The 22,285-nt window shown below is 35.7% G+C and carries 12 protein-coding genes; 9 read left to right on the top strand and 3 right to left on the bottom strand.

The window, feature by feature from the left end:
• The 5 genes from VLC96_RS04140 (at position 1) to VLC96_RS04120 (ending at position 8,928) form a co-directional block, all read left to right on the top strand.
• The gene (locus VLC96_RS04140) at positions 1–432 is read left to right on the top strand and encodes a GtrA family protein (protein ID WP_325260788.1); all 432 of its coding nucleotides are present in this window, start codon (positions 1–3) and stop codon (positions 430–432) included.
• 227 nt (positions 433–659) lie between these two features.
• Positions 660–1,238: a DUF4833 domain-containing protein gene (locus VLC96_RS04135; RefSeq protein WP_325260787.1), complete on the top strand. Its 579-nt coding sequence runs from the start codon at positions 660–662 to the stop codon at positions 1,236–1,238.
• 271 nt (positions 1,239–1,509) lie between these two features.
• Complete coding sequence (locus VLC96_RS04130; protein ID WP_325260786.1) at positions 1,510–2,154, top strand: NAD(P)H-binding protein; 645 nt, start codon at positions 1,510–1,512, stop codon at positions 2,152–2,154.
• 371 nt (positions 2,155–2,525) lie between these two features.
• Positions 2,526–8,009 (top strand): HYR domain-containing protein, encoded by a 5,484-nt coding sequence (locus VLC96_RS04125; protein WP_325260785.1) that lies wholly within the window; start codon positions 2,526–2,528, stop codon positions 8,007–8,009.
• On the top strand, positions 8,002–8,928 hold the full coding sequence (locus VLC96_RS04120) for a PorP/SprF family type IX secretion system membrane protein (protein WP_325260784.1): 927 nt from the start codon (positions 8,002–8,004) through the stop codon (positions 8,926–8,928). The genes VLC96_RS04125 and VLC96_RS04120 overlap by 8 nt, the downstream gene beginning before the upstream one ends.
• A gap of 553 nt (positions 8,929–9,481) precedes the next feature.
• Here the strand turns inward: VLC96_RS04120 and VLC96_RS04115 are convergent.
• A complete protein-coding gene (locus VLC96_RS04115; RefSeq protein WP_325260783.1) occupies positions 9,482–11,044 on the bottom strand; it encodes a Fic family protein in 1,563 nt (520 codons plus the stop codon).
• Positions 11,045–11,154: 110 nt separating this feature from the next.
• On the opposite strand from VLC96_RS04115, the gene VLC96_RS04110 reads away from it, so the two are divergent.
• On the top strand, positions 11,155–11,520 hold the full coding sequence (locus VLC96_RS04110; RefSeq protein ID WP_325260782.1) for a hypothetical protein: 366 nt from the start codon (positions 11,155–11,157) through the stop codon (positions 11,518–11,520).
• Between the two features lie 740 nt (positions 11,521–12,260).
• Here VLC96_RS04110 and VLC96_RS04105 read toward each other — a convergent pair.
• Together VLC96_RS04105 and VLC96_RS04100 are read right to left on the bottom strand one after the other, a co-directional pair.
• On the bottom strand, positions 12,261–12,533 hold the full coding sequence (locus tag VLC96_RS04105) for a DNA-binding protein (RefSeq protein ID WP_325260781.1): 273 nt from the start codon (positions 12,531–12,533) through the stop codon (positions 12,261–12,263).
• Between the two features lie 542 nt (positions 12,534–13,075).
• The gene (locus VLC96_RS04100; protein WP_325260780.1) at positions 13,076–13,540 is read right to left on the bottom strand and encodes a JAB domain-containing protein; all 465 of its coding nucleotides are present in this window, start codon (positions 13,538–13,540) and stop codon (positions 13,076–13,078) included.
• Positions 13,541–15,050: 1,510 nt separating this feature from the next.
• Here VLC96_RS04100 and VLC96_RS04095 point away from each other — a divergent pair.
• The 3 genes from VLC96_RS04095 (at position 15,051) to VLC96_RS04085 (ending at position 22,223) form a co-directional block, all read left to right on the top strand.
• Positions 15,051–18,071: a SusC/RagA family TonB-linked outer membrane protein gene (locus VLC96_RS04095; protein WP_325260779.1), complete on the top strand. Its 3,021-nt coding sequence runs from the start codon at positions 15,051–15,053 to the stop codon at positions 18,069–18,071.
• Between the two features lie 106 nt (positions 18,072–18,177).
• Positions 18,178–19,602, top strand: a complete 1,425-nt coding sequence (locus VLC96_RS04090; protein WP_325260778.1) for a RagB/SusD family nutrient uptake outer membrane protein — start codon at positions 18,178–18,180, stop codon at positions 19,600–19,602.
• Positions 19,602–22,223, top strand: coding sequence for an alpha/beta hydrolase family protein (locus tag VLC96_RS04085; RefSeq protein WP_325260777.1), 2,622 nt, complete (start codon positions 19,602–19,604; stop codon positions 22,221–22,223). The genes VLC96_RS04090 and VLC96_RS04085 overlap by 1 nt, the downstream gene beginning before the upstream one ends.
• Positions 22,224–22,285: the final 62 nt, after the last annotated feature.

Raw genomic sequence — 22,285 nt, 5'->3', positions numbered from 1 at the left:
ATGTTCAGGAAAAAATCCATTTTTACTTTTCTAAAAGCACAAGTTGCCGCATTTTTAGGAGGCAGCACTGATTATTGCTTAATGATTTTATTAACAGAAGTATTTAAATTGCATTTTACCGTTTCTATTCTAATCTCCGGAACCGTTGGTGCAATTATCAACTTCAATATCAATAGATTGTGGGTGTTTAAAAATCAAGCTAGTTGTAGCGACCAAATCAACAGTCAGCTTTTAAAGTTTGCGTTGGTTGTATTGGGAAGCATTTCGTTAAAATCATTCGGTACGCTTGTTTTGCAAAAAATATTTCAAATTGATTATAGAATCGGAAGATTAATCACCGATAGTTTTGTTTCTTATGGATTTAATTACCCGCTGATAAAATATTGGGTTTTTAGGGTAAACGAAAAACAGAAAGTAATCGAATCAAATTAGTGTATAACTCGTTGGTTGAAATTCAGTAAAATGAAAAAATTAACCACATAGAAACATAGATTTAATTGCAAATCAATATAAGAATAAATAGAAATATGCCTATTTCTCACATAGATTGGCTATGTGATAAGTAAAACGACTAACAAAGTCTTTTAAACACTATAAATTCTATGTCTCTATGTGGTAAAAATAATTTCACCCAATGAGTTAGAATATAAATTTTTGTTATGAATAAATTATCTTTTAAATATTTCACAAAACCACTAATCGTTATAACGCTCTTAGTAAATGTAATTTCTGGAAATCTATTGGCACAAGCCAAAAATCCATCGCCATTAAATTTCCCAACACCAAGGAATATAGATAATATGCTATTTTACATTCAACGAGACCCAAATATAAACACTGCTATTTATGCCATAAACTACCAGCAAAATGGAAAAATAGACAAAAGCAATCCTATAAAAGCATATTGGATTCGATATGCTGAGAAAGGAGAAATAAAAGATTTTAATTATTTACAACGCAAATTTGCATACGGAATAGAAAGTAAGCTGTTAAATAATGAGGAGTTTGAGTTTAAATTTGTATCATATAAAAAGTTGCCCTTAACTTTGAAAAAGATAGACTCAGATCAAAAATATCATGTCTTTGTAAATGTAAATCAGAAAAAAATACAGTTAGAAAAAATATTTGTGCGCATTGAAGGAGGTTCCTTTTGGTTACCAAATGTAAAGTATGCCGAAGTTACCGGAATTGATGTTTCCTCAAATAAAACAATTACTGAACGGATGTTATTAAAATAAAATACTATACAAATAAAAAAAAGGAAGGTGTTCGATACCTTCCTTTTTTTTTTGAAAGGATGGGATTACAATCGAATTTCTATTGTAATTTTTTAAGTTAAAAATAGTTTAACTGTTTGCGAAAACACAGTGAAGATTCTCCGTCTTTAATTGTGGCTGTCATATATTGGTATAAAATAATTAAGGAAGATGATAGTGGTGTGAAATGACTTTTCTTCACTATCAAAATTATTATCTTTGGTCTTGTTATACTATTTATAAACTCATAATTATGAAAGCATTAGTTATTGGTGCAACAGGTTCAACGGGAGAATTTCTGGTTGATGAACTTTTGACAGACAAAGATTATACTACAGTTACTGTTTTTGTAAGGAGGCCAATGGGCAAACAACATCCCAAACTAGTGGAACAAATTATAGATTTTTCCAATATTGATTCTTACAAAGATTTGATAGTTGGCGATGTTTTTTTCTCTTGTTTGGGAACCACGCTAAAAACAGCCGGCTCAGAGGAAAATCAACGGAAAATAGATTTTGACATTCCAGCGTCATTTGCCAAATTGGCCAAAGAAAATGGCGTTCGTTCGATGGTCTTGTTGTCTGCTTATGGCACTTCTTCGCAAAGCAAGGTTTTTTATTCCCGATTAAAAGGACAACTTGAGGATAAGATTGCAGAACTTAATTTCGAGCAGTATATTATTTTCAAACCCGGTTTGCTTTTAAGAAAAGGCTCAGACCGTTTTGGTGAAAAGATAATGGTGCGCTTACTGAATGCTTTCAATTCGATTGGTTTGTTTCAAAAATTCAGACCGTTGCCAACTGATTTATTGGCTAAAAAATTAGCAAAGGCTCCAAAAATAGCACCTGAAGGTGTTTCTATTATTGAATTAGAAGAAACATTCAGTTTTGGTAAATAGGTTTGATATAAAGTCAAATCCAACATTTAAAAAAATCATTCCCATACTCCAAAATCCCGAAAGCTTTGGGGATATGACTTTACTTTTTTAATATTCAGTAAAGCAGTAAATCTACTATAATTCTCCTAACTTTTTCTGTGAAGTCTTTAGAATTTTCTGGAAATTCTGATTCCATGCCACATATAGTTAGTTATCTCATGGCTTATTTATAAGTAGCTTTTTTCGGATAATCAATGATAATTATCATGTTTTCATCGGTTTTTTTTGTTAAAAAAAAATTTTTTCTATTTTTGTTCCCTTTAGAACTTTTTGCATTATTTTGAAAGAAAACACTTTCTTTTTGTAAAAATCTTAACAAACCTCTTTATTATATGGGAAAAAACTACTTTTTTTTTAAGATCTTAATTTTACTCGGTTTATTTTTTGGTCTTACGAGTGCAAATGCTCAAAATTTAAAAATCGAACAAACTCAAACTACAAGCGGATGGACACGAAATGTCGTTTCAGGTGAAACTGTTTCTTTTCCTGCAGCTGGCAAATCAGCTTCTTCGTTTACTTTCACTATTAAAAATACAGGAGTTACTACAATTAGTTTAACAGGAACGCCTATTGTGCAAATTTCAGGAACCAATGCTTCTGAATTTACTTGTACGCAGCCTTCGGTAACTTCCTTGAGTTCTGGTGCGAGCACGACCTTTACAGTTAATTATTTGCCTACTGGATTAGGATTGAGAACTGCAGTTTTACAGATTCCAAGCAGTGATCCAGCTACTCCTTTTGTGGTTAATTTAAAAGGAGCATCGTTTGATTTATATGGCGCTAAATCTTCTGTTCCATCTGGTTCATCAACCGTTGTTGCAACTGATGGAAGCAATGGAAAATTTGGTAGAGTTGGCGGTGGAAATATCTATGTAAGCGCAGTAACTTTTGGAACAGAAACTAATTTGTACTGGGGGCCAAACTTAAGTACTGATGGTGATTTAGGACTTAAAGTTTCTATGGATGATGATGGTGTTTATCAAGGTAATGAGACTTTAACTTTTGATGCAACCAAAAGTAATCTGCCTGCGGGAAAAGTGGTTTGGCAAGGAAGCACAAGAATTCAAAATGCCATCACTAGTTCTTTTGCCAATGTTTTGGTTAGGGCTACCATGACAGCAACTTGGTTTGACGGAGCTTCTACATATACACCTATTTCACTTATAGATCCGGTTTCGCTTGGACTATCTTCACAAATTGGTGGATTAGTGAAATTTGACGATCTCTCGGATTATCTAAGAGCAAACATCCTGATAGAAGCTTCTATAGATGGCGGGGCAACCTGGACTCCTTATCTTAACTTTTATGATGCTTACCCAACACCAGTGGGGCCATTGCCAGGTGCGGGAATTGGTAAAGCGTATAGTTCATTTTCTTCAGCTTATTATTGGGATAATATAGATCCTCAATTAACAAAAAATGCAACCTTGACTCTTAACGAAGGAGGCACAGCAACTATAAGCACTACAAATCTTAATGCAAATGATCTTGAGGATCTTACTCTTGCCTATGGAACGAAGAGTAATATTGTGTTTAAAATTGTTACTACTAATAACGGTTTAGCCACCAATCTTGGAACAGGTGACTTGAAATTGAATGGTGCTAGTTTGTCAAAGAATGATATTTTTACATTGCAGGATGTTGAAGATGGCAAAGTTACCTTTACCCATAATGGCTCCGAGACGACATACGATGAGATTTTGCTAAGTTTTTATGACAGCAAAAAAGAGCTTGGCGAAGATTCGGGATTTACAGTTTATAAATTTACAATTGGTGTTACGCCTGTCAACGATCCGCCGGTTGCAAATAATTTGAATTTTACATCATCGTATGTGGTACCGCTATTAGAAACTCTTACCGCGTCAGATTCTGATAGTGCAACGTTAACATATAGTATTGTTACTAATCCAACTAATGGGACAATATCTAATTTTAATCCAGCAACCGGAACTTTTAAATATACGCCAACACTTGGCGGTGCTGGAACCGATAGCTTTACTTATCAAGTATCAGATGGAAGTTTAGTTAGTTCAGTTAAGACCGTATCCATTACGCTTATTAATTTACCCCCAACTTCTCAAAATGAAGCTTATGCAACAACAGAAGATACCGTACTAACTGGTACTCTAACCGGAACTGATCCTGAAGGCGGCACAACAAGTTTTCAAATAGATAAACAACCCAATCACGGGACTATAGTTCTTAATCCTGCTGGCAGTTTTACCTATACGCCAAATCTTTCAAGATTTGGATACGATTCTTTTCTTTTTAGTGTAAAAGATCCTCAAAATAATGCTTCAACATCTTATAAAGCAACTATAAACATTACACCAAGAATAGATCCGGGCGATGTTTTAGTAATGGATGAAACTTTAATCAGACTATATGATCCTGTTACTGTTCAAGATACCATAATTACTAAAAATCAAGGATTGAAAGAAGGGATAAATCTTGCTTATAAAAAGAATGTTGGCCTTTTTGGATATGATAAATTTAATGGCTTAATCAAAATTGATCCAGTTACTGGTTTGCAAACTCAAATTAGTCCCGCATCAAATTTTGATACAAGTGGTCCAATTGGTGGCCCAGCTGGAATGCTCATAGATCAAAATAATAAAATTATAATGGCTAATACTTCAAAAATTCTTGAAGTGGATCCAGTTTCAGGAGCGGTTAATACTTTATTTAGTGGAGGAAACATCGGTTATGCAACTGGTGTTGCCTATCTCAGTAATGGTGATTTATTGATATCTGATGCCTCAAAAATTCTAGGAGGAACAAAAACAAGTAACTTGATCCGTGTTGCTCCAGATGGGACTCAAACAATTGTGTCAAGCGGAAATTTGATGACTTTGCCATTGGATATTGCTATTCTTGACAATAATACAGTCGTAATATCGGATGCAGGAGCTTTTGTCACAGCAACCGATAATATTTACAAAGTAGATTTAACCACCGGAATTCAGACTCTTTTGAGCACTGCGGGAAATATTAACGTTCCATCTGGACTGGATGTGTGGAAAAACAAGGTATATGCCATAAATAAAGGTTCACGAAAGTTAGTAGAAATAGATAAAAGCACAGGATTTCAAACAGTGATTACTGGGGGAGCAGTGTCCAACCCTTGGGGATTATTTGTTGTTCCAAATGGAATAATAATAGAAAATTTATCATCCAATGACGTTAGCTGTATTAATGAACAAGATGGTAAAATAAACTTCACAATTTCAGGAGGAACAGCACCTTATTTTTATTCACTTGATGGAAATAATGAGGTACAAATTAGTTCTTTGCCTGTAACAATTTCTAACTTAAAAGCAAAAAGTTATAGTCTTACAGTTAGAGACAGCATGAATGAAAATGCAAATACCAATGCAGTCGTAACCACTTTGGCAGACACACAAAATCCTAGTATATCTGCTCCCTCAGCTGTAAATGTTGTTGCCGATACGGGTTCTTGTATTGCTACCAATGTTACATTAGGAAATGCAATTGCCAGCGATAATTGTACGGGTTATACTGTAAGCAATAATGCACCAACAAGTTTTCCAATTGGAGCTACGATAGTTCAGTGGAAAGTTACCGATTCTTCAGGAAATACGGCTACAGCTAATCAAACCGTAACAGTTACAGATACTCAAAAACCAACAATTACGGCTCCGTCAGCTGTAAATGTAGTTGCTGATGCAGGTTCATGCGTTGCTACTAACGTCACTTTGGGAACTCCAATTGCAAGCGACAACTGTACAGGTTATGTTGTTAGCAATAATGCACCAACGAGTTTTCCAATTGGAGCTACAATAGTTCAGTGGAAAGTTACCGATGCTTCCGGGAATATAACTACTGCTAATCAAACCGTAACGGTTACCGATACCCAAAATCCAATTATTACCGCTCCATCAGCGGTTAATACTGTTGCCGATTCTGGTTCTTGCGTTGCTACTAATGTCACTTTGGGAACTCCAATTGCCAGCGACAATTGTACAGGTTATATCGTAAGCAATAATGCCCCAACGAGTTTTCCAATTGGTACTACCACTGTTCAATGGAAAGTTACTGACGCATCTGGAAATACTGCTACAGCGAATCAAACCATCAAGGTTATTGATGCTCAAAATCCTGTGATTATAGCTCCAGCAAATGTTAATACTATTGCCGGCACTGGTTCTTGTGTTGCTACCAATGTTACATTAGGAACTCCAATTGCCAGCGATAATTGTACAGGTTATGTAGTTAGCAATAATGCACCAACAAGTTTTCCAATTGGAGCTACGATAGTTCAGTGGAAAGTTACCGATGCTTCCGGGAATATAGCTACTGCCAATCAAACAGTAACAGTTGCAGATACTCAAAAACCAACAATTACAGCTCCGTCAGCTGTAAATGTAGTCGCTGATGCAGGTTCATGCGTTGCTACTAATGTCACTTTGGGAACTCCAATTGCCAGCGATAACTGTTCAGGTTATGTTGTTAGCAATAATGCGCCAACAAGTTTCCCAATTGGTATTACCATTGTTCAGTGGAAAGTTACCGATGCTTCCGGAAATATAGCTACTGCTAATCAAACCGTGACAGTTACAGATACGCAAAATCCTGCGATTACCGCTCCATCGTCGGTTACGACTACTACTGATGCAGGAAAATGTACAGCTTCAGGGGTTAATCTTGGCCAACCGATTGTTTCAGATAATTGTACTTCTTACACGGTGACTAATAATGCGCCTATCGTATATCCACAGGGACAAACAATTGTAATTTGGACAGCTATTGACGCTTCTGGAAATAAAGCAACTGCTTCTCAAACCGTTACAGTGACAGGTCTCGCCGCTCCAAATATTCAGACTTCTCAAAACTTGTGTGAAGGTTCAATTGTTTCCGATATAAATACTAATGGATTTGTAGTGAAATGGTATTCTACTTCAGGAGGAACTATTGCAATGCCAAATACAATTGCATTGACTTCAGGAACTTATTATGCTGCAAGTTATAATGGAACCTGTGAAAGTCCTAAAAGAACAGCTGTAACAATTAGCGTTAATAGTACTTTGCCACCAACAGGACAGATAAATCAAGCGTTTTGTGAGGGTGCTACATTAAATGATCTTGTAGTAAGTGGAAGCAATATAACATGGTATAGTTCCAAAACAGGTACAAATCCTTTACCGCTATCAACAGTGTTGAAAAATCAAACAAAATATTATGCTTCCCAAAAGAATAATACATCAGGTTGTGAAAGTATACAACGATTTGAAGTTTTGGTAACTGTGAACAAAGTCGCAGCACCTCAAGGTGTATCGGAATATACGTTTTGTAGTGAAGTGAATCCAACTTTGGCATCTATAAGTAAAAATTATTCTAATGTAGAATGGTATGATAGCGTTTCTCAGAACAATCTTCTCACTGAAGATTACAAATTGATTAACGAAGATCAGCTTTATGGATATGCATATGATGCTAAAACAGGCTGTAGAAGTATAGACTATCTTGGTATTTCAGTTCATGTATTGGATTGTAAATTGGAGATTTTTAATTATATAACGCCAAATAATAACAATCAAAATGAGGCTTTAGTAATTACAAATATCGATGCATTTCCTAAAAACAAATTGCAAGTATTTAACAGACAAGGCCAAATGGTTTATGAAGTTTCAGCTTACGGTCAAAATAACAGCTATTTCAGAGGTACATCAAATGTTAATGGATCTGGCAAAAAGCTTCCAACGGGTACTTATTTCTATGTTTTGGAGTATTTAAGTCCAATTACAGGGAAAAATGAAAATAAAAAAGGATTTTTATATATAAACAATAATGATTAAAAAATATATACTATTTGTTTTGCTTTCAAGCATAATTACAAATGCGGTTAATGCCCAATCAGATATAAAGCTTAATGTTCAATATTTTCAACCAATGGTTATCAATCCTGCATATTGCGGTTCGTTTGAAGGATTGGCTATTTCAGGAATGTATAGTTCTCAATGGACAGGTTTTGAAGGAGCACCAAAGACCCAATTTTTGACAGCCAATTATCGACTAAACAATGATAAAATGGGATTGGGGCTTTCGATCTACAATGATAAAATAGGTCCGGTAAAAGAAACTAATGTAGAGGGAAATTATTCATATGATGTAAAGTTAAATGACGATTTGAGTCTAGCATTGGGAATTAAAGGAGGAGTGAACAATTTTGTAATTGATTTTAATAAATTAGATATCGAAAACCCTGGAGAGATAGCTAATGCCCAAGGGGAAAATTCTCAGCTTTCTCCAGTAATTGGTGCGGGAATGTATCTTTACACAGATAAGCTTTTCCTAGGACTATCATCGCCAAATATGGTAAAAACTAAATATTATGACGAATACAAAACCAGTATTGCTACCAAAAATATTTATATGTATGGAGACATAGGATATCTATTCCAGATAAATTACGATTTTAATATTACTCCAATACTTCAGTATCGTTATACAGCCAATGCATCCTCAAATGTAGTTTTCATGACAAATGTCGCATGGAAAGATAGTCTTTATGGGGGGATTAATATTGCTTTTAATTCCAGTGCAGGAGCTTATGTAGGCACTCGTTTTCTTGAGAATTTTAAATTTGCCTATTCTTATGATAGCTCTTTGAATGATTTTTCAGGATATAATGGAGGAAATCACACCTTTATTTTAAGTTATGAATTCCCGACTTTTAGATATCACTTAGAGAGGAGATCTTTTAATAGATTCTAAAAAGAGTAAGCACTAAACTTTTGCGTTGAGTATTTTATAAGTACTCGCTACACATAAAAAAAGCCTGTAAATTATAAGATTTACAGGCTTTTGCTTTCATTTAAAAAAATGAATTTGTGGAATCGCCGGGAATCGAACCTAAGGTCGAAAACCCGCACTATTGCCAATATTTTACTTGGGAAAAATCTGGTCTGCCACGATGTTGCCATAAGTTTAAAAAGCCCTTGAAATCTTGGTTATTTTAAACTTTCCTGCATTAAGCTAATTGACTTTAAAAGAACGACATAATACAATGATTACTACAAAAGTAAACATTTTTTAGGAACTATAAACTTAATTGGCAAGTGATTAGTATACTTAAATCATATTTGCTGCTTCTGCCTGTAGTGTTCAAAATGTTCTGTTTACTGCCGAACAAATTCTGGATATAAGTTCTCAGACGGCAAAACTGCTCAATATATCTATGGTTTATTCTTTAGAAATTTTGATTACATGTCAATTCTGTTTTACTAATAAACGCACGACAAATGCATTGGTCGTTTTTATTGGATTTTTATATGGAAGGGGGTAATTCAGCTACTGCTTTTCCTTTTAGCGTTTCATTTACCAGATATCCAAGGAATGCTGCAAATGGAATAATATTCTGATCTACGCTCGCTTTTTCCAATGCCTGCATATATTCATCCCTTTTTTCAACAGGTATTACTGTCCATGGATATCCACCGGAGGCCAGCATAGCATTTAAAAGAAAACGTCCCATTCGTCCATTTCCATCCATATAGGGATGAATAAATACAAATATGAAATGTCCTAAAACAGCACTAACCGAGGCTTCACTTTCTTGTTCAAGTAATTCAAAAAGAATTGGCATAGTATCACGCATAGCCTCGACGTTAAGCGGTGTGTGTTTAGAGTTGCCAATATAGACTTGATGATTTCGATATCCTGCTAGATCCGATGCTTTTAATATGCCAGCAGCTACACTTGGATCAAATAGTTCTCTGTACCATTTGGAATGATCTTTGTCTACTTCGGAGCCAGGGTTTGCTCCCTTTAAGATTTCTTTAATTGTCTCTTTAACTTGTGTAAATGCTTGATAATAACCTCTTGCGGCCATCGCATCCCTTTGTTTTCGATCTTCCTCATTTTCTTTTGCATTCCATCTGCCACTGCTCACTTTGGCAATTAATTCCGGTGTTACACGATAGCGTTCAATTGATAATGAATGGTAAGCATCAGTAATAAAAATATCATCAATTTCTTTAAGATATGAATTAGTGTCTTTGGGTAGTCCGGGCTGAGCAGGAAAGATATTTATAATATCTTCGCGCATCTGCATCCACATTAAGCGAATGCGGTTAGCATAGGGCGATCGTTCGCGCGGAGATAATTTGATATCAAGCTGATTGTTAAATGGGTCTTCTTCGCGAATATCGTAATCTGCTGCCTTGAATGTTTCAATGATTTGATCTGCTATTCTGTCACGATGTATATTGCGAAATGCGCCGGCTAAACGTCCAGCGAGTGTGGTATGTCCATTCTCCAGTAATATTGGCAATAACTCAGAGGCATCCCTGATCATTGAAAGTGTCGTACGGGCATCAATTGCATTGTGAGTATACAAAGAAAGGCTGCTATAGATAAGAGCACTCTGCAGATTGTACATCTTTATGCCTCTTTGTATCTCAATTTGATCTGGTGATGCTATATTGGTCTTTAGATTGAAAAGTGATGTATTGTATGGCAATGGGGTTGGTTTGTTGTTGCCTTCGGGGGAGCGTACAAGTAACTGCTGTGGCACTGACCAGTTTCCAGAATGTATAAGCAGTGATTGATCAGCAGATATACACCAGTTCTCCCCATATTTTTTATTAAGAAATTGAGAAATAAAGTCCCAGTATGAACTAAACCAGGCAGTTGTTTCCCCTTCTTTTTCACTTGGGTCTGTTGCAATGTACCAGCCTTTGGAGACCTCCCGAATAAAGCCGTTTTTTACCAATAGCTGTCGATATTTTGCATTAGGGATATCATCGGTATGTATCCCCACAATGTTCTTCTCTTGTAGGTCTTTAAGAAAAGTAAGTGCTTCTATAAATCTTTCTTTTGGTGTTGCCATTTTTAATTATATTATTTGTTAACCATACTATCATTTTCTTAGAAATTTGCATGCGTCGATACGTGGTGAAATTAGCATATGCAAATGTAGTAAAATTAGTAAACATAAACGTGATAAAATTAGCAAACATCAATGTGTTTAAATTAGTAAATGCTATAGTGCTAAAATTAGTAAATCTAAATCATGAAGAATATTTATATAAACATTATTATTTTAGGTTTGACTATATCAAAAAAAAATCTAGTTATAGATTGGAAGTTAATGTGTTGATTTTTAATGTAATGGATTGTGTTTCTAAATATAAAAAGATTACCTTTGCTCAAGCGGTACGGGCGCTTGAGCAACAAACCCTAACCCAAGAAAACAAGCCATGTAAGCCTTTAAAGGCTTACATGGCTTGTTTTCTTGGGTTGAAATATGCCAATTATTTGGATTATAAAGGAACTTCTGGAAAGCTGAATTCAAAAAATCTTTGATTGACCAGGTAGGATCAAAATTAAAATTCTCGTACAATGGACTGTATATATCAATACCAACAGGGAATCGAACCTAAGCCCAAAAACCCGCACTAATACTTATATTCTAATTTGTAAAAACAAGATGTGCCTCTATTTTGCCACAAGTTTAAAAAGTCATTGAAATCTTTGTTGTTCTATATTTTCCTGCATTAAGCTGATTGACTTCAAAAGAACGACGTAATCCTTAATGATTACAACAACAGTAAACATTATTTAGGAACTTTAAACTTATAGGCTCGTCAGATTATATTTTATTATTTCTGCTTTAAGTGTTTAAAAAATGTTGTTTCTAATGAAGGATAAATTCTGAGCATAGATTCTAAAATGACAAAGTTTTGAAATATACGAATGTTCTATGATCTATAAATTTTAAGTATATGTCAATAAAGCAAAAGCCTCATGGCAATTTATAAGGCTTTATTGTTATTTCGATTTCACTTCGATATCCTGGATGGTAGGATGGCCGGTAATTTATATAGCCCATTTCCTGTAACTCCTTGAAGTATTTATGATAGGTTGGTAAAGTGCTGATATGTGAAAGCGACATTATCTTGCTCCGACTTACTTTTATTATCCTTGCTTGTCCTTGTCTATATCCGAGACAAAAAATAGCACTTAAAAGAGCGAAATGCCAAACATTAAGTCTGTTATCCTCCTCTAAAATAGACAGGTATTTTGAAAGTTTCTGCAGTTTCATATTAGTCTTCATCATTGAACAGATCCATTAAATCTGATTTATTATAATAATAGGATCCTAAAACTTTTTTAAAACGCACTTTTCCCGTTATTCGGAGATTCTGTAACGATGCGGCAGACATATCCATCAGCTTTCTGACAACACGGCTTTTAAGCCATTCTGGATTTAAGCCGTCGTCTTCCTTATTCTGATTGTTCTCTATAATTTGTTTTAACTGCACAATTAGCAATAGGCCAAATTGCCTTAAATCATCTTTAGTTATATTACTTTCCATAAGCCACTTATTCTTTATTTGCTAAGTAATGGATGAAGTTAAAGTATAATTAATCGGGTTGTTAAAAATGGCATATTATGTCCTTTTTGGGCTCTTAATGTCTAAGAACGTTTTAATGCGTTGATTTTTTTATTGATGAGTTGTGAAGAAATACGGTAACCTTTAAAAAAAGTGACAGTTTTCGTAATTAAATCTTCTACAAAAAATATTGTTATTTGTTGTAATGGAATATCTGATTCTACACTACGTTTTTGAAATGTAAAATATTATAATAAAATGTCGAAACATGAAGGAAGAATTGGCTTATGTTTCAGAAGTGTTGGTGGTTTTAGATGCATGATAAAATAGGGGAAATCAAATCGAGAAAACAAAGATATATTTGCAATCTATGTCATAAATCAAGAGTCAAAAATTATGTTTATAAAGCCTCTTAGCTAACATTGATAGCGATATTATGTCCCTAGTTGTAAACCTACTAAAGTCTCCTCTTGAGGATTAATATTTCGGAAATATGGGAATGATTGACGACATTCTAAAGACGCTCATAAAATGCCATCATCTGCAAAGGAATAATAGTTCTCAGAAGTGATAATCAGAGAGTCTACAAGAGAAATATCTAGCAGTTTTCCTGCTTCTTTTATTTTGCGGGTAATTTGTCTGTCAGCTTCAGAGGCCCCAAGTTGTCCGGAAGGATGGTTGTGAATGATAATGAGTGCCGTTGCATTGGCTTTGAGAGCCGCTGAAAAAATAAGTCGAAGATCTACAACTGTGCCGGTAATTCCTCCTGAGGAGATTTCATAGATACCAAGTGCTCTGCTAGCGTTATTCAAGAATAGCACCTTAAACTGTTCAAAGAGTTCAATTTTATTCGGATTCCAGGCTGACAATGCCAATCTATAAGCTTCTTTGGAAGATTTGATTTGAGGTCTCTCGGATGCCTTGATTTTAGTTCTGTAGATAAGTTCGATTTCCGATACGCTTTGCCAATTTTGATTTAATGTTTCCATGATTTCTTGAATTTAAGATTAATTATGGAACATCGGCCGGGTAGGGGCTAGCAAGCGCAAAAAGCAACGCAATAAAGTGAGGATGCAATCCTCACATTTATGGGGGAATTTTTTGAAAGCGCCCCGCAGCTCCTGACCGAACTTAGTGATAACAATTAATTTATTAGCACACCAATTCATTCTTAAATATTCTTATCTAGAGGTATTTACTCGGCAAGGAAATTGGTTGGTGGTATGGAAAAACAAAAGACTTAACGAGTGGAGAAAGAAGTATTTCTTTATAATAAGCATGCAACTTTTTTGGATTGCTATTAAAGTCTTTTATATTCTAAAAACTTATAGCTTAATATACGTTATAACTGCCTTTTTTTGAGGTTGGTTCATTAAATAGGGGAACTGGCAAATCTTTTTTTGAGAAAAGGCTTTTGCGAAACGTTCTGTATTACTAAAACGGATTTCTTCTGATAAGGGCTTTATTGGTATAATTATGAATTTTCTTTTTTTACTAATATAGAACGTATCTAAAACTAACTTTTGTCATAAAGTCAATTACTCCCGAATTGACAAGTATTTCGATTATTTGCATAAAAAAAGATGCTATGAAGCATCTTTAGGGTTTTATTAAATGAAGACTAAACCTTAATTTTTGTCGCGTATGTTTAATTATCTATCAATTTAAAAAAATCTGATAGTTTTATATTACGAGACTCACAAATTTTTTTAAGAGTATTAACAGGGATATTATAATTTGCTTCATTAATCTTAAGTGCGGTGTTTTTAATTTTTCTAACTATACTTTCTTCAATATTATGATCTAATGCAAAAGACCTCTGGGACTTATACGATTTAATCCAAGTATCATAGATATAGTTACAAATAATATTGCTTGCTTCAGCCATAATAACAAAGAAATGTTAATCATTTAAAAATAATGCGTACTAAAATGCGCATTATCAGATATTTTCTTATATTTGTTTTATCATTACAAGTATGTAATGTATTTTTGCGATTCTTCATATAGAAAATATTTGAAGCATTCGCTTTGAATCTCGCGTTAGAAAACTGGTAATTTTATAGAAACGAGATGATAAGTAAGATGCTCACGTCCATGGCGTGGGCTCACTTATTGTTTCCAGGTATACCAGTACCTCTAACGCAGTAAGTTGAGTTCCACGCCTTTTTTATTGCACATATTTTTAGGCAAAACTCAACTTCTATTCTTAGCAACGCTTTTTTAAGTCTCGCAATACCATTAAAAGAATTAGTGGGGAAAGACACTGCCTCCGTCTGGCTGCAACAGGCACCGGCAGTTGGCTTTCCTATTCAAAAAAACTTTAAATGAAATGCCTATGCAGTAAAAAATCTCATCTACTCTTTAAGTCATCGTTGAACTTTCGACTGTAAGAGTTTAGTCTCTAGACTAATAAAAAAGGGCCCTCTAATTCGTCGCCAAACTACCTAGAGGACCATAGCTAATAAAACTAACATTTTACTAAACCAACCCAATATTATGAATAATTTTTCATTTTCTAGGGGTAGAAAGGCTTTTTGTTTCCTGTTTTTAATGGGAAGTGTATTGTCTTTTTCGCCCATTCGAGCCAATACTTTTCTGCGGCAAGCTATTACTACAACCCAACAATATCAAATACAGGGAACTGTCACCGACGGTGACAATCCTTTAGCAGGCGTAAGCATTTCGATAAAAGGAAAATCCAGTGGTACCGTAACGGATTATAATGGCCATTACACCCTTTCTGCATCATCAGGCGATATACTAGTTTTTTCATTTATCGGCTATAGAAAACAAGAAATTCTTGTGCAAAATCGTACTACAATTAACATCACCCTACAAGAAAATACAACAAAACTTCAGGAGGTAAAAATCAATGCGGGATACTACTCTGTAAAGAACAGTGAACGTACTGGAAGTATTTCCAAAATTACTACGAAGGACATAGAGAAACAGCCTGTTACCAATGTATTGGCAGCAATGCAGGGACGTATGGCAGGAGTCAATATCACACAAACAACAGGAACACCAGGTGGTGGGTTTGATATCCAGATACGCGGACAAAACAGCCTGCGCGTTAATGGAAACAATCCGTTCTATATCATTGATGGAGTTCCCTATTCCTCTGATCCAATTGGTACTGGTATCAATTCGGCAGTACTGCCTAATCAGCCCAGTCCGCTCAACAGTATCAATCCCGACCAAATTGAAAGTATTGAGGTGCTAAAAGATGCAGATGCCACTTCAATTTATGGCTCTCGCGGTGCTAATGGTGTGATATTGATTACCACCAAAAAAGGCAAGCCTGGAAAAACCCAATTCACAGCCAAACTTTTAACAGGTACGGGAACCGTTACGCGATTCATGGACTTGATGAATACCGAACAATATATTGCTATGCGAAAAGAGGCTTTCGCCAATGACGGTATCGATCCAATACCGTATTATGCATACGATGTAAACGGAACATGGGATCAAACCCGATATACTGATTGGCAAAAAGAATTAATGGGAGGTACTTCTCTCATTACTGACATTCAAACATCGCTTTCAGGCGGTTCGCAACAAACACAATTTTTGGTAAGTGCCAATTTCAATAAACAAACCTCTGTCTTACCCAGTGATTTTGTCTATAAAAAAGGCAATGTACGTCTGAATGTAAACCATACCTCTGATAATAAAAAATTCAATATTACTTCTTCCGTAGGCTATACGGCACAGAATAACAATCAAGCCCGTGGAGATTTGATGAGAGAAGCAGTAACCATAGCCCCAAATGCACCTGCACTCCATAGCCCTGACGGTTCATTGAACTGGGAAAATAATACTTTCAACAACCCTTTGGCTAATCTTGAAGGAGAGTATACCGCCGACACCAATGATCTCATTGCTAATGCTGTGATGTCCTATCAATTGAATGATGCTTTACAATTCAAAGCAAATTTTGGATATACCGCTCTTGCCAATGCCGAAGTTACTGCTAACCCATCAACACGATACAATCCTGCATATGGGATAGGTCCGGAATTTTCCTCATTAATCGTAAGCAATGCCGACCGTAAATCTTGGATTATTGAGCCACAGTTGAACTGGAATAAAATCCTCGGAAAAGGGAAACTGGATGCACTGGTGGGGAGCACTTTCCAAACACAAAATAGTAAGCAGCTCTCACAATATTCCTTTGGCTTTTCAAGCAATAGCCTTATTTATAATCTGGCATCAGCTTCCAATATCTTTACATTGGTAAGCGATGAATCAGAATACAGGTACCAAGCTTTTTTTGCGCGTATCAATTATAATTGGAACAGTAAATATATTGTTAATGCTACCGGTCGTCGTGACGGTTCCAGCCGTTTTGGTTCAGGAAAGCAATTTGCAAATTTTGGAGCTGCTGGTCTTGCCTGGTTATTCTCAAAAGAGAATTTATTTAAAGACAATAGCGTTTTAAGTTTTGGTAAAATCAGAACCAGTTACGGTATTACTGGCAACGACCAAATTGGCGATTATCAATACCTAGACACCTACAGCTCTTCGGGAGTGAATTATGGTAACATTGTTGGGCTGCAACCAAGTCGTTTATTCAATCCAGAATTTGGATGGGAAACCAATAAAAAATTTGAAGTGGCACTGGAAACAGGTTTCCTGAATGACCGTATCTTTTTTACTGCAGCTTGGTACGACAATCGATCTTCCAATCAATTGACCGGAATACCGTTACCTGGAACTACAGGATTTTCATCTTTGCAGGCCAACCTGAATGCAACAGTGCAGAATCGGGGTGTAGAACTGACTTTACGCACTGTAAACTTTCAAGCCAAAGATTTCTCATGGATAACGAATATCAACCTGACTTTCGCAAAGAATAAACTTTTAGAATTTCCCGATTTGAAAAGTTCAAGCTACGCCAATCAATTTGTAATCGGAGAGCCACTCAATATCCAAAAAACATATCATTTTACGGGTATTGAATCACAAACTGGATTATACGCTTTCAAAGATGCAAACAATGATGGCATGTTGACAAGTGCCGAGGACAAAACTGCTATAAAAGACTTTAATCCCGAATATTATGGCGGTTTTCAAAATACCTTGAAATACAAACGTTGGCAGCTTGATTTCCTTTTTCAGTTTGTCAAGCAAATCAATTATAATGCATCAACATATTTTAGTTTTCCGGGTTCCCCAAGCAATCAGCCAACTACAGTGCTAAACCACTGGCAACAACCCGGAGATATCGCTGCTTATCAAATTTATACAACAGGTTCAAACAGTGCAGCTGTCGAAGCCTCGTATAAATATTATGAAAGTGATGGTACTATAAGTGATGCTTCCTATGTGCGATTGAAAAACATTTCGCTCTACTATGACATACCTGTAAAAGATCTTCAATGCAAATTGTTTTTCGAAGGACAAAATGTTTGGACACTTACACATTACAAAGGTGCAGATCCTGAGTTTAAATCGGCAGGATATCTTCCTCCTCTGCGTATCCTTTCAGCTGGTGTACAGTTTAGTTTTTAATTATAAAAATGCACAGATGAAATGGGCATAACCTAAAATTGGTCGCGAAAACCAATGAAAATATGCGAATTACATATGACATTTAAAAAACAATAAATATCAACATATGAAAAAGTTCAATATTAATTTATACTTCTGGAATACCAAAAATTCGCTGTGGGGAATGGTATTCGACGCTTTATGGATACTGGCTCTTGCTTTACTTATGAGTGCCTGTGATGATTTTATAGATGTGGAGCTGCCAAACTCTCAATTGACAACAAATACTGTTTTTGAAGAAAAAGCAACGGCAAATGCTGCAATGACAGATATTTATTCAAAAATACGCGATACTGGACTATTGACGGGCTCGCCAAGTGGACTATCTCATTTATTGGGAATTTATACGGATGAACTGGATTTTTATGGTGTGTTGGCAAGCGCTCCACCATTTTACAACAATTCATTGATTGCTTCCAACCCCGATGTAAAAGAATTCTGGAATAGTACTTACAATCAAATTTATGCTTCCAATGCTGTAATTCTAGGCGTGTCAATTTCTTCTATGCTCTCTGCAACAGATCAAAAGCAGCTCATAGGTGAAGCACTATTTGTTCGTGCGCTGCTTCATTTTTATCTGGCTAATATTTATGGAGATGTGCCGTATGTCACTACTACAGCTTATGCTGAAAATCGTGTGGCTATTAGAATTCCGGTAGCCTCTGTTTATGCCAAAGCAAAAGCTGATTTAGAGCAGGCGATAATTTTGTTACCAGAAGAATATGTAACTTCTGATCGAGTACGTCCCAATAAATATGCTGCTCATGCGCTGCTGGCACGAGTAGATTTGTATGCTGGTCTTTGGAATGAAGCGTCAAATGAAGTTTCGGCTGTACTGAACAATACAACGCAATATATGAATGAGGAAGACTTAGATAAAACTTTTCTCAAAGAATCTACAGAAACAATCTGGCAATTGGCTCCCGGATTTTCCAATGGTAATACCTTGGAGGCGAAAACCTTTAACTTTAATGAGGGACCTCCACCGATATCAGCTTTAACCAATGATTTTATGAACGCTTTTACAGCCAATGACAAACGAAAAGTCCATTGGACAAAAGCCATTACAGATGGGGTTACAACTTGGCACCACCCATTTAAATATAAATATGGAGATTCAAACACTTCTTTTGAATATTCCATCATACTGCGCTTGGGAGAAATGTATCTGATTAGGGCAGAAGCGCGCGCGTATTCGGGTGACTTAATTGGTGCAAAAGAAGATTTGAATACTATTAGGCATAACGCTGGATTGGCGGATACTTCGGCTATTACACAGGATGAAATCCTTAATGCTATTTTACAGGAAAGGCGCTTGGAATTGTTCTGCGAATTTGGTCATCGTTTTTTTGATCTGAAACGGTTTAACAAGATACAATCAGTTCTGTCAGCCATAAAACCGGGATGGGATCCACATGACGATTTGTTTCCGATTCCGGAAGCAGAATTAAATCTCAATCCAAATTTAAAGCCTCAAAATCCAGGATACTAATGGATTCTTTTTTATACAACTGCAAAATAATTTGGATTAGTTTTATTTTGTTTTTGATGACCTGTCTGGTAAACGGACAGGTCAAAAAAACACGGCCTCTTACCCAAAAGGATTATCATTTATGGAGTATGCTAACTCCTAAAAATACTTCGGATGATGGGGAATGGGTTAGCTATACATTATCGTATGAATCTGGCATGGATACTTTATTTGTCAAAAATTCAGTTACTGCCAAAACGATTGTTCTTCCCAAAGGGTATAGTGGAAAATTTGTCGGCAATTCGTGGTTTGGATTCTTGCTACCTGAGAATACATTTCAATTGATCAATCTGGACAATGGAAAAGCACAGAATATGGTAAACGTACAAGATTTCACTTTTATAAAGGATAATGTGTACCTAATAGTGTACTGCAGTGGGACAGATGGTAAAACCAACATTGTCATTAAAAACTTAAAAGGAGATACCATTGAAAAGGTAGATAATGTGACTTCGTTTTCGATGAATCCTAAAGGGAATGCAGTTGGGTATTGCACTTCAACGCAAATCGAGAATGCCGTTGGATTGCTCCAATTTGGAAAAAAGATTACCAACGCTATTGTTATCAAGAGTGCAGTAAAACAGTTTGAAAATATAGTATGGAAAAGAGACGGAAAATCAATTGTTTTTGTTGGGAAATCCAATGCTGCTAAACCTTTTATGGCAGATGCCGTTTTACACTATGTGATTGAAAGCCAAAAATTATTCGAATATGATACCACAACAGCTCCAAACTGGCCGAAGGATATGATATTAAATGCAAATTTCACTTCTTCCCTTGGTATTTCGGATGATGGGGATCGCATATTTTTTATGATGAAGAAAAATGATAAAACTATCGTACAAAACCATTCCGGCATTCAAATATGGAATGAGGCTGATAGAGATTTGTTTCCTTTGCGTAGTAAATATGGTGGAAAAGAAAGTCAGCCTCGCTTGGCAGCATGGTCTCCAAAAAATGGAAAGTTGATGACTGTTGGCGATAGTGTTCATTCGATTGCAATGCTGAATGGAAATCAACACTATGCAATAGTCTATGATCCGAACGAAAATAAACCATCATGGAAGCAAGAAGCCGACAGGGATTATTTTCTGCTCGACTTACATACAGGCAGTAAAACGCTATTCCTAAAACAACAATCCGGAGGTGTTGGAAATATAAGCTTATCTCCTGATGGAAAATATATTGCTTACTTTAGAGACCGTGACTGGTGGGTTTATTCTATTGCAAAGCAGATGCATACAAACATCACCCAAAAAACTGGAATCGCATTTTATGATGATTCGATGGACATGGCCGAAATACAACCATATGGTGTAGTTGGCTGGTCAGTTAATGATGGAACATTATTGCTTTATGACCACTTTGACCTTTGGCAAATAGACCCAGATAACGGCAATAGATCCCGATGTACCAATGGACGTGAACAAAATCAAATGTTCCGGATTATTGAAAATGCTAATGGGTATGCTGACGGAATTGTGTGGAAAGGAAATGAAATTGATGATGCGTTTTTAATTCTTAAATCAAATGCCCTTGATAATAATTTTTCGGGTTATTACACATTAGAAAATAAACAAAAGTTACTGCCTATTGTCTATACACAGAAATACATCAGTGCCATTCATAAATCAAAAGAAAATGATTCTTATATGTATTTGAGCGAAGATTTCAATATTCCACCATCATTGATTGTAAAATGTAAGGGCAAGCCGGAAAAGATTATTTTTCAAAGTAATCCACGGTCCGATCAATATGGATGGAGTACTTCAAAATACATCGATTATAAAAATGCCAAAGGAGTTCCTATGAAAGGGGTTTTGGTCTATCCTTTTGATTACAATCCAACAAAACAATACCCAATGATTGTTTACATTTATGAAAAACAAACGGCAATACGGCACAGGTATATCAATCCTACTTTGTTGAATGGCTCAGGACTGAATGCCAGTATCTTTGCCAGCCAAGGCTATTTTATATTATATCCGGATATTGTTTACACCTTAGGAAATCCAGGTTTTTCAGCAACAGATTGTGTAACGTCGGCAACTAATGCAGCAATGACAATAGCTCCGATAGACCGCAACAGAATTGGGTTGACCGGTCATTCATTTGGCGGATATGAAACTGACTTTATCATGACGCAAACAGACATGTTCGCAACGGCAGTAGCCGGCTCTGCCATCACAGATTTTGTAAGCTGCTACCTATCGATTAATATCAATCATTTTAAATTCGAGGGGTGGCGATTTGAATACGAACAATTAAGGATGGGGAAATCGTTGTTTGAAGATTTTGAAGGCTATCTGAAAAACTCACCTATTAGTTATGTTTCCAAAATCAAAAATCCAATATTTTCGTATACCGGAATCTTAGATACCCAAGTAAATCCTAATCAAAATCTGGAATTTTATTTGGCCTTACGTCGACTGAATAAGAAACACGTCATGGTATTATATCCAGATGATGATCATGTGATTATAAAAAAAGAAAATCAAATTGATTTAACAAACAAACTTTCAGAATGGTTTGGTTATTATTTGAAGGGAGAAAATAAACCAGAATGGTTTGAATCACAATAGCGTTTTGAAAATAAAGAAACAATGCAGTTCTAGCTTTACTGAACTGCATTGCCTTTTACAAT

It is taken from the genome of Flavobacterium sp. (assembly GCF_035456085.1).
In the GTDB taxonomy this organism is placed as follows: Bacteria; Bacteroidota; Bacteroidia; order Flavobacteriales; family Flavobacteriaceae; genus Flavobacterium.
Note: the sequence above shows the minus strand (reverse complement) of the source record. Positions and strands in the feature narration are given on the sequence as shown.

Coding starts and splice junctions, on each gene's coding strand:
- VLC96_RS04140 (WP_325260788.1), top strand. CDS start 1: ATGTTCAGGAAAAAATCCATTTTTACTTTTCTAAAAGCACAAGTTGCC.
- VLC96_RS04135 (WP_325260787.1), top strand. CDS start 660: ATGAATAAATTATCTTTTAAATATTTCACAAAACCACTAATCGTTATA.
- VLC96_RS04130 (WP_325260786.1), top strand. CDS start 1,510: ATGAAAGCATTAGTTATTGGTGCAACAGGTTCAACGGGAGAATTTCTG.
- VLC96_RS04125 (WP_325260785.1), top strand. CDS start 2,526: ATGGGAAAAAACTACTTTTTTTTTAAGATCTTAATTTTACTCGGTTTA.
- VLC96_RS04120 (WP_325260784.1), top strand. CDS start 8,002: ATGATTAAAAAATATATACTATTTGTTTTGCTTTCAAGCATAATTACA.
- VLC96_RS04115 (WP_325260783.1), bottom strand. CDS start 11,044: ATGGCAACACCAAAAGAAAGATTTATAGAAGCACTTACTTTTCTTAAA.
- VLC96_RS04105 (WP_325260781.1), bottom strand. CDS start 12,533: ATGGAAAGTAATATAACTAAAGATGATTTAAGGCAATTTGGCCTATTG.
- VLC96_RS04100 (WP_325260780.1), bottom strand. CDS start 13,540: ATGGAAACATTAAATCAAAATTGGCAAAGCGTATCGGAAATCGAACTT.
- VLC96_RS04095 (WP_325260779.1), top strand. CDS start 15,051: ATGAATAATTTTTCATTTTCTAGGGGTAGAAAGGCTTTTTGTTTCCTG.
- VLC96_RS04090 (WP_325260778.1), top strand. CDS start 18,178: ATGAAAAAGTTCAATATTAATTTATACTTCTGGAATACCAAAAATTCG.
- VLC96_RS04085 (WP_325260777.1), top strand. CDS start 19,602: ATGGATTCTTTTTTATACAACTGCAAAATAATTTGGATTAGTTTTATT.